The following is a 9,063-nucleotide window of genomic DNA, read 5'->3' on the forward strand; positions in this document are numbered from 1 at the left end:
ATTTTTTATGCCTATTATCTATGCTATAATAACCTATGGTTGACAATAATTGATCATGTTTATATAGGAACAGGGAGGTCTAGTGATGACAAAGGAAGAGTTAGTGCGATTGAAGGCAGAAGGGTTTATTGCACAAAAACAGAAGGGCTATTTTTCTGTAAGAATTCTTAGCCGTGCCGGCAATTTTACAGCAGAAGAGCTTGCTGCCATAGGTCAAATTTCGAAACAATATGCCAGAGGCTATGTAGGTATAACCGTAAGACTTAGCGCTGAAATTCCATGGATCTCCTATGAAAATATTCAACCGGTAAAGGATGCCATCATAAAAAGCGGGTTATCCTATGGCGGAACAGGTAAGCGGGTAAGACCTCTTTTGGCCTGCAAAGGTACGGTATGTATCCATGGGATTATAGATACGCAGGAAAGTTGTCGTCTTCTTCATGAAAAACATTTTGCAAGGGCTACACCAGCCAAGTTTAAAATAGGTATTGTAGGATGTCCTAATAACTGTGCAAAGGCTTCTTTAAATGACATTGGCTTTATGGGTCAAAGAGTGATTGCTTTTGATGAATCTCTCTGCAAAAACTGCGGTCTGTGTCTTTCTGTTTGTAAAGTAAAGGCATTGGCAAAAGTAGAGGAAAAAATACAATTTGAGGTTGAAAAATGTAAAAGCTGCGGTGCATGTACTAAAGTCTGTCCATTTAAGGCTGTTACAGTTGAAAAAGAAGGAGTGGCAGTTTTTGTAGGAGGAAAGTTTGGGAGAGATTATCGTATTGGCGATCGAATGAAAAAAATGATTACAACCGAAGAAATGAATTCAATGGTGGATAAAATCATTCTCTATTATCATGAAAATGCAGCTCCGGGGGAGCGATTATCGGATATGATTGAACGGGTTACCTGGGAGAAGATGGAGAAGGATTTAACACTATAAAAATATGTATAGGAACGGGAGGCTCCTCCCGTTCCTATATTGAAAAGGATGATCTAGTATCCGAAAAACCCTCCAAATCCTCCGCCAAACAAAACTACTAGCAATAGGAAGAAGAATAATAGACTTGGGTTGTCGCCAAATCCGCCGATTCCCTTACCGCAACCGCCAAATCCTCCTCCAAAAAGGATAACTAGCAATAAGAAGAAAAATAATAGGCTTTCGTTGCCTTGACCAAACCAACCGCCTGGTTTTCTTGCAGCTTCTGCCATAATATAACCTCCTTTTCGATTTAATTTGATGCAAAAGATATTAGTTTTTTTTTCTTTTGTCTAATATAGATTATGTTTTATGTCCGATTTTTGTTACAAAACAATAATTATTTAAAGAAAACAATAAAAATAGGGCCGGAAAAAATCCAGTCCTATTTTTATTGAGGTTAAAGCATTACAAAGCCTAATTTCTTTTTTGCTCTACTTAAGGTTTCATTTGCAATCTCGTTAGCTTTTGCAGCTCCTTCTTTAAGTACAATCCGTAATTCTTCAGATTCACGGACGGCATAAAACTTGTCCTGTATTACTGTTAAAGAATCAGTTACAACTTCCACTAAATCCTTTTTAAAAGTACCATAACCAGCGCCGTGATACTTCTTTTCAACCTCAGGAACAGTTAAACCGGAAAATAGGCTGTAGATGGTTAACAGATTGCTGATGCCCGGTTTATTCTCTACATCGTAGCGAATTTCATTATCGGAATCTGTAGTGGATTTCATAATAGATTTTTTAATCTGTGCCGGAGGATCTAACAAGGAAATTCGACTGAGTGGATTCTCCGCACTTTTACTCATTTTTTTCGTAGGTTCATCAAGCGCCATAATTCTTGCCCCTACTTCTTTGATCTTTACATCAGGAACTACAAAGGTTTCTCCAAAGCGGTTATTGAATCGGATAGCAATATCTCTTGTCAGCTCTAAATGTTGTTTTTGATCACTGCCTACAGGTACGATATGGGTATCATAAAGGAGTATATCTGCTGCCATCAATGTGGGATATACAAATAAACCTGTAGGAACTGCATCCTTACCAGAGCTCTTATCCTTAAACTGGGTCATGCGGCTCAACTCACCCATATAACTATTGCAGACCAGCAGCCAATTCAGCTCTGAATGGGCGGGTACATGGGATTGTACAAAGATGGTGGCTTTTTTAGGATCAATACCAACGGCCATATATAGGGCTGCCACATCTAAAGTATGCTTGTGAAGCTCTTCAGGGTTTTGTGGAAGGGTTATGGAATGCAAATCTACTACGCAAAAAAAGCAGTCCATGGTTTCCTGCAGCTCTACAAATTGTTTAATTGCGCCAATATAGTTGCCTATATGTATATTTCCTGTGGGTTGGACCCCCGAGAAAACTCTTTTCATCTCGAACACCTCCGGCTAAATAATAGACTTTAAATTATAATATAACCAAATCCAATAAAAAACAAGACAGGAAAAGATAACTTCCCCATAAAAAGCCCTGTTCTCTAGAAGCTAGTATTTTACAGCATGTGAATTGAGGGTGCAAAGGAATGGTTATTGACAAATATATTACAAAAATTTAAAATATACTTAATATACATGGTCCAAATGTATAGGAAATCTACGGAAACAAGAGGAGGATTTAGTTCATAAAGACTGCATGCAGCGGGGGTACATAAGGGGGAATGATCATATCCATGAGATACAAGGGAATCATATTAAGTTTTATACTAGCAGGGATGATTTCTACAGGGTGTACCGGCTCTATGGAAATGAAAACATCAAAGGAAAGGGAAGAGGAAAGTACTAAAGGGAATCCAAGGATACGAATTGGTGTATTTCAACCTTTAACAGGGGCTGCAGCAGCCGGCGGCAGAATGACACTTGAGGGAATACAACTGGCAAATCACCTTTTTCCTGAAGTATTGGGGAAAAGGGTGGAATTGGTTGTTATAGATAATCAAAGTGATCGGACCGAGGCAGTAAATGCGGTAAGAAGGTTAATTCAGGAGGAAAAGGTTAAAGCAATCATTGGCAGCTATGGAAGTTCTTTATCTATTGCCGCGGGAGAAATCATTAAAAAAGAAAAAATGCCGGCTGTAGGATGTTCTCCCACTAACCCAATGGTTACTTTAAATAATGACTATTACTTTAGAGTTTGTTTTGCAGATCCTTTTCAAGGAACGGTTATGGCAAACTATGCTGTAAGAGATCTAGGGGCCCAAAAAGCGATCATTGTACAAGATGAGGTTCAGGAATATTCTTTAGGACTTAGCCGCTATTTTATGGAGGCTTTTCAAGAAAGTACAGGGAATGAAGATAGTATTTTAGGGGTTTATAATTATCACTCCGGCCAGCAGGATTTTAGCAATATCCTAGGTGAAATAAAGAAAAACAGTGGGGACGTAGTTTTTGCACCTGGTAATTACATAGAATCTGCATTATTGATTAAGCAAGCACGAGAAATGGGCATACAAATCCCCTTTCTGGGAGGCGATACCTGGGAGGCTCCGGATTTTAGAGAAATTGGCGGTGAGGCTGTAGAAGGTGTAATATTTAGCAGTCATTTTTCTGAAGAAGCTCAGGTAACCAGGCGGACCCAATTATTTTTAGAAGAATATGAGAAGAAGCATCAACGGGAGGCAAATGCTTTCGGTGCTCTGGGTTTTGATGCTTATCTTGTATTGTTAGATGCCATCAAAAGAGCAGGAACTGATGATTCAGAAAAAATACGAGGGGCTTTAGCAGAGACAGAGAATTTCGAAGGAGCCACAGGAAAAATCACGCTAGATAAAAATGGAGATGCACAAAAAAGTGCAGTTATCATGAAGGTAGAGAATAAGAAATTGAGTTATGTAACTTTTGTTGAAGCAGAATGAGACGTGAATAACGGTAGACTTCCATGGATGTGGAAGTCTACCTTGTTAAAGGAAAAACAAATCTATTAGATATGGGGGATATAAGGATGGCATCTATGACATTTCAGGTCTTTATGCAGCACTTAACAAACGGCATATCCTTAGGCAGCTTGTATGCGTTGATCGCCATAGGCTACACAATGGTTTATGGAATTTTGCGCTTAATCAACTTTGCCCACGGGGATATTTTCATGATTGGTACTTATGTAGCTTTTTATGGTGTTACTCTATTGGCTTTGCCATGGTGGCTTTCTTTTATTGTTGCAATCATTTTTACATGTTTCTTTGGAATGACGGTAGAAAGAGCCGCCTATAGGCCTTTAAGAAACTCTCCTAAAATATCGGTTCTGATTTCGGCTATCGGCGTTTCTTTTTTTATTGAAAACCTTGCCATTGTAGTTTTTGGAGGAAGGCCGAAAGCCTTCCCTATTCCACCGATGTTTAACAAAATTATCAATATCGGCGGTGTTTCCATTGTCAGCCTCACCTTCTACATTCCTGTTATCACCTTACTTCTTCTAATGGGACTAGTGTACTTTATTCATCATACGAAAACAGGAATGGCCATGCGTGCCGTATCTAAAGACTATGAGGCGGCCAGGCTGATGGCTATTGATGTAGACAAAATCATATCTCTAACCTTTGGAATAGGCTCCTTACTGGCGGCAGTGGGAGGAATTATGTGGGGATTAAAATTTCCCCAGCTGGTGCCCCTAATGGGTGTTATGCCGGGATTAAAGTGCTTTATTGCTGCGGTAATCGGTGGTATCGGCGATATTAAGGGAGCTGTTCTTGGCGGTTTTATACTGGGACTGGGTGAAATTATGCTGGTGGCGCTGCTGCCTGCATTAACAGGATACAGAGATGCCTTTGCATTCATTCTCCTAATCCTAATTCTTTTGGTAAAACCCACAGGTTTGATGGGTCAAAAATTGACAGAGAAGGTGTAAAAGATGAAAAATACAAAAAGAATATTAAACATTATTTCAATCATCGCTTTGATAGGTTTACTCTTCATCTTTGAACAAACCTTCGATTCCTATAAGATGAGAATTGTAAATCTATGTGGTATTTATGTCATTCTGGGCTTAAGCTTAAATTTGATTAACGGTTTTACAGGTTTATTCTCCCTTGGACATGCGGGATTTATGGCTGTAGGAGCCTATACCGCAGGACTTCTAACCCTGTCACCGGCAATGAAACAGATGAATTTCTTTATGAAGCCAATTGTCCCTTTTCTAGCAGAGGTGGAATGGTCATTTTTACCGGCTTTGATTATGGCAGGACTTGTTACAGCTTTGATAGGATTTCTGATCGGTGCACCGGCATTAAAGCTTAGGGATGATTATCTGGCCATTGCAACACTGGGCTTTGGAGAAATCATCCGTGTAGTATTTACCAATACCCAAAGCTTAACCAATGGTGCCCTCGGGCTTAAAGGATTGCCAACTCATACCAATATTTGGTGGACTTGGGGAATTGCATTTATTACTATATTGTTCATGGTATTTTTAATAAAGGGAAGCTATGGAAAGGCTTTTAAGGCCATTCGTGAGGATGAAATTGCTGCAGAAGCCATGGGAATCAGTCTATTTAAGCATAAGGTAATGGCCTTTACCATGGGAGCCTTCTTGGCCGGTGTCGGAGGGGCACTATTAGGCAACCTGCTGGGAACCATTGACCCGAATATGTTCCGTTTCACATTAACCTTCAATATCCTTCTAATCGTCGTTTTAGGCGGTATTGGAAGCATTACAGGTACAGTAATCTCTGCTGTAGTAGTTACAGTAGCTATGGAATATCTTAGAGTTTTGGATGAAGCTATTAATCTTGGATTTATACGAATCGAAGGAATACCGGGCATGCGTATGGTTGTATTCTCACTCCTTCTGATGATTGTCATCTTATTCTACCAAAATGGATTAATGGGGAGTAATGAATTTACCTGGGACTGGTTTTTAGAGAAAAAATTCCTGAAAAAGTCGGGAAAGAAGGAAGTGAAACAATGAGTATATTAAGGGCAGATAATATCACAATGAAATTTGGCGGGCTGGTTGCTGTATCCAATTTTCAAATGGCGCTGCAGGAGGGTGAAATCGTAGGATTAATAGGGCCTAACGGAGCAGGAAAAACCACCGCATTTAATATGATTACAGGGGTATACACACCAACGGAGGGACAGATTTACTTTACAGAGGAAATAAAGGATTCTCAGGGTAATCCCAGCAGCCATGAAATCAATATCACCCAATATCGGCCAGATCAGATTACGAAGCTGGGCGTAGCCAGAACTTTTCAGAACATCCGGCTGTTTAAGGAATTATCTGTATTGGATAACGTAATTATAGCCAATCATTTACGAATTAAATCCGACGTCATTTCTTCCATACTAAGACTGCCAAACTATACAAGAGAAGAAAAGGCAATGATTGAGAAATCGATACATCTGTTGGAGGAAGTTGGTTTAGAGGGCGTGATGCATGAAAAGTCATCCTCTCTTCCTTATGGAAAACAAAGGAGATTGGAAATCGCAAGGGCATTGGCTACAAATCCTAAGGTATTGCTTTTAGATGAACCGGCAGCAGGTATGAACCCTAAAGAATCGCTGGAATTAATGGATTTTGTGGGGGAAATCAGAGATCGTTTTAAACTGACCATATTCATGATAGAACATCATATGCAGGTGGTTATGGGAATTTGCGAGCGAATTTTCGTACTGGACCATGGGGTAACCATTGCCCAAGGAACCCCCAGTGAAATACAAAACAATGAAAAAGTTATTGAAGCATATTTGGGGGTGGATTAGATGTTGGAGATTAAGAATCTGAATGTACATTATGGAGGAATCCATGCCCTGAGGGGAATTCATATCGACATTCCTGAAAATAAGATTATTACTTTAATCGGTGCTAACGGTGCCGGGAAAAGTACTACCCTGCGCAGTATTATGGGTTTGACGAAAAGCAGTGAAGGCAGCATCCAATATCAGGGAGAGAGCTTGCTAAAGTATAAAACAAAGGATATCGTGGAAAAGGGAATTGTATTAGTACCTGAGGGCAGAAGAATTTTCCCAAACCTAACGGTAGAGGAAAATCTTATTTTAGGGGCTTACAGCCGAAAGGACAAGGCAGGTATTGCTAAGGATATGGAAAGGGTTTATGAATTGTTTCCAAGGCTTAAGGAGAGATCCTGGCAGAAAGCCGGTACTATGTCTGGTGGTGAACAGCAAATGCTGGCCGTAGGGCGGGGACTCATGTCGAAGCCAAAGCTCTTGATGATGGATGAACCTTCTCTTGGATTGGCACCCCTGTTGGTAAAGGAGATTTTTAGCATCATCAAGGAAATCCATCGACAGGGAGTTACGATTCTGCTCATTGAGCAAAATGCCAAAGCCTCCCTGGAGATTGCCGACTATGGATATGTACTGGAGACAGGATCTATCGTACTGGAAGGCAAGGGGAAAGATTTGCTCACTAACGAAGAAGTAAAGAAGGCCTATTTAGGCGAAGCTAAATAAAGGATATGTATGAAGTGTTGTGCTAATTAATATGTTCCATAGAAAATAAAGATACAGTCTAAGTCTGATAATATGAATCAGACTTTTTTTTTATCGTTTTAAAATCCTTTATGCAGACCATACTAGTAGATAAGGTTTGTAAAGAAAGGAAGAGTAATTTGGCGAATCTAACAAAGAAAGATACTCTGGGTCAACAGAAGGAGATATTTCATGCAGATCCGGTTCAAGGAATGGAAGCCGTGGAGCAGGCACTGCATCAGGCTGTTTCCGACAGTCACCATTTTACCAATAGGATTTGTACAGAGCTCATTGAAGCAGGAGGAAAAAGGGTAAGGCCTCTGCTGGTACTGAGCGCAGCGCAATGCTTCGGCTCTCTTAATCAAGAAACCATTTATACTGCAGTAGCCTGTGAACTGATCCATATGGCTTCTTTGGTACATGATGATGTGATCGATTTGTCTAAAACAAGAAGAAATAGACCTACGCTCAATGTACAGATCGGTAATCATGCTTCCGTGCTAGTAGGGGATTACTTATTTGCAAAGGCATTTGAGATTTTGTCTACCAACAAACTGCTGGCCAGTATGAATTTAGTGGTAGAAGCCATTGGAGAAATGTGCGACGGAGAAATTGTACAGGCCTCTAATAAATTTAATCTGGATCAAAAGGTAGAGGATTATTACAGCAGAATTTATAAGAAAACAGGCATATTGATCGCTGCCTGCTGCCAGGCAGGGGCCATTGTTGGCGGTGCAGGGGAGCAAGAAATAGAAGCTTTTAGAGAATATGGGATGAATATTGGATATGCCTTTCAGATTATTGATGATCTGTTAGATTTTACAGGAAAAGAAAAGGATTTGGGGAAACCTGTTGGCTGCGATTTACGGGAAGGCAATATTACCCTGCCCATATTAAAGCTTATTAAGCAGGAAGAATATAAAAAATGGCTTCAGAGTATTTTTTTTCAGGGGAATGTAAGCAAAAGCCAATACTTTGAAATTTTAAGACTGTTAAAGGATAGTTATGCTTTAGAGGAAACCTATCAGGAGGCTGTTGTTTGTGTAGAAAAGGCTAAGGCCGCACTGGGACAAATCAAGAATTCTCCCAATAAGCAAACTCTGATGGATTTAGCCGATAAAATCATCCGCAGAAAAAATTAGAAAATGATTATATAGAGGTATATAACAAAAAAATTGTAGGGAACGGCATAGTGGCCGTTCCCTAAATATTGATTTTCAATGTTGGACTTCATTATAGATAAACGCCTCTACAACAAGATGCTATTTTGTAGGGGACAACCTATGTGTCTGCCCGCTTTTTCGGGTCGACACATAAGTCGTCCCCTGCATTTATCTTTCATTTTAATGGCGTTTATCTATATTGAGTAAATTTCATAATTTTTAAGCCTTGAAATAACAATGTTTCAAAAATATAAAAAAACAGTCTACCCCAATCCGATAAATAATTTGTAAAAAAAATCCACAGAAAGGGGCGACTGCAAATTATGTATCGGCAAACAACTTTATTTACTTTAGATCAAATTATTGAACTTCAACCATTAACAAAATTACAGGCTATTTTGACTTTCATTGACTATTCCATTTTACTACAAGCTTTTCAAATTCAACCCTGTAAACGTGGTCCTAAGGGTTTCTCTTTTGAGGCTTTACTTAAT

9 protein-coding genes are annotated in these 9,063 nt (G+C 39.6%); 7 read left to right on the forward strand and 2 right to left on the reverse strand.

The annotated features are described in order from the left end of the window. The first annotated feature begins 85 nt into the window (after positions 1–85). Complete coding sequence (locus BUB56_RS09860) at positions 86–934, forward strand: 4Fe-4S dicluster domain-containing protein (protein ID WP_110941148.1); 849 nt, start codon at positions 86–88, stop codon at positions 932–934. Positions 935–987: 53 nt separating this feature from the next. Here BUB56_RS09860 and BUB56_RS09865 read toward each other — a convergent pair whose 3' ends face one another. Both BUB56_RS09865 and trpS read right to left on the reverse strand, forming a co-directional pair. Continuing rightward, a complete protein-coding gene (locus tag BUB56_RS09865; protein WP_110941149.1) occupies positions 988–1,203 on the reverse strand; it encodes a hypothetical protein in 216 nt (71 codons plus the stop codon). Positions 1,204–1,370: 167 nt separating this feature from the next. Further along, positions 1,371–2,354: a tryptophan--tRNA ligase gene (trpS, locus tag BUB56_RS09870; RefSeq protein ID WP_110941150.1), complete on the reverse strand. Its 984-nt coding sequence runs from the start codon at positions 2,352–2,354 to the stop codon at positions 1,371–1,373. Between the two features lie 296 nt (positions 2,355–2,650). Between trpS and BUB56_RS09875 the strand changes: the two genes are divergently transcribed. From BUB56_RS09875 to BUB56_RS09900, 6 genes are all read left to right on the forward strand, one after another. Beyond that, complete coding sequence (locus BUB56_RS09875; RefSeq protein WP_110941151.1) at positions 2,651–3,832, forward strand: ABC transporter substrate-binding protein; 1,182 nt, start codon at positions 2,651–2,653, stop codon at positions 3,830–3,832. Between the two features lie 86 nt (positions 3,833–3,918). After that, the gene (locus tag BUB56_RS09880) at positions 3,919–4,821 is read left to right on the forward strand and encodes a branched-chain amino acid ABC transporter permease (protein WP_330392605.1); all 903 of its coding nucleotides are present in this window, start codon (positions 3,919–3,921) and stop codon (positions 4,819–4,821) included. A 3-nt stretch (positions 4,822–4,824) separates the two neighbouring features. Continuing rightward, positions 4,825–5,880, forward strand: a complete 1,056-nt coding sequence (locus tag BUB56_RS09885; protein WP_110941152.1) for a branched-chain amino acid ABC transporter permease — start codon at positions 4,825–4,827, stop codon at positions 5,878–5,880. Further along, positions 5,877–6,677, forward strand: coding sequence for an ABC transporter ATP-binding protein (locus tag BUB56_RS09890; protein WP_110941153.1), 801 nt, complete (start codon positions 5,877–5,879; stop codon positions 6,675–6,677). The genes BUB56_RS09885 and BUB56_RS09890 overlap by 4 nt, the downstream gene beginning before the upstream one ends. Further along, the gene (locus BUB56_RS09895) at positions 6,678–7,388 is read left to right on the forward strand and encodes an ABC transporter ATP-binding protein (RefSeq protein ID WP_110941154.1); all 711 of its coding nucleotides are present in this window, start codon (positions 6,678–6,680) and stop codon (positions 7,386–7,388) included. A 158-nt stretch (positions 7,389–7,546) separates the two neighbouring features. After that, positions 7,547–8,548, forward strand: coding sequence for a polyprenyl synthetase family protein (locus tag BUB56_RS09900; RefSeq protein WP_190014385.1), 1,002 nt, complete (start codon positions 7,547–7,549; stop codon positions 8,546–8,548). The last annotated feature ends 515 nt before the right edge of the window (positions 8,549–9,063 follow it).

Origin of the sequence: Geosporobacter subterraneus DSM 17957, assembly GCF_900142145.1 — a bacterium.
GTDB classification, from domain to species: Bacteria; Bacillota; Clostridia; order Peptostreptococcales; family Thermotaleaceae; genus Geosporobacter; species Geosporobacter subterraneus.

What these genes read in the sequence shown, in the direction of transcription:
- BUB56_RS09860 (WP_110941148.1), top strand. Translation starts at nt 86, where the DNA reads ATGACAAAGGAAGAGTTAGTGCGATTGAAGGCAGAAGGGTTTATTGCA.
- BUB56_RS09865 (WP_110941149.1), bottom strand. Translation starts at nt 1,203, where the DNA reads ATGGCAGAAGCTGCAAGAAAACCAGGCGGTTGGTTTGGTCAAGGCAAC.
- trpS (WP_110941150.1), bottom strand. Translation starts at nt 2,354, where the DNA reads ATGAAAAGAGTTTTCTCGGGGGTCCAACCCACAGGAAATATACATATA.
- BUB56_RS09875 (WP_110941151.1), top strand. Translation starts at nt 2,651, where the DNA reads ATGAGATACAAGGGAATCATATTAAGTTTTATACTAGCAGGGATGATT.
- BUB56_RS09880 (WP_330392605.1), top strand. Translation starts at nt 3,919, where the DNA reads ATGGCATCTATGACATTTCAGGTCTTTATGCAGCACTTAACAAACGGC.
- BUB56_RS09885 (WP_110941152.1), top strand. Translation starts at nt 4,825, where the DNA reads ATGAAAAATACAAAAAGAATATTAAACATTATTTCAATCATCGCTTTG.
- BUB56_RS09890 (WP_110941153.1), top strand. Translation starts at nt 5,877, where the DNA reads ATGAGTATATTAAGGGCAGATAATATCACAATGAAATTTGGCGGGCTG.
- BUB56_RS09895 (WP_110941154.1), top strand. Translation starts at nt 6,678, where the DNA reads ATGTTGGAGATTAAGAATCTGAATGTACATTATGGAGGAATCCATGCC.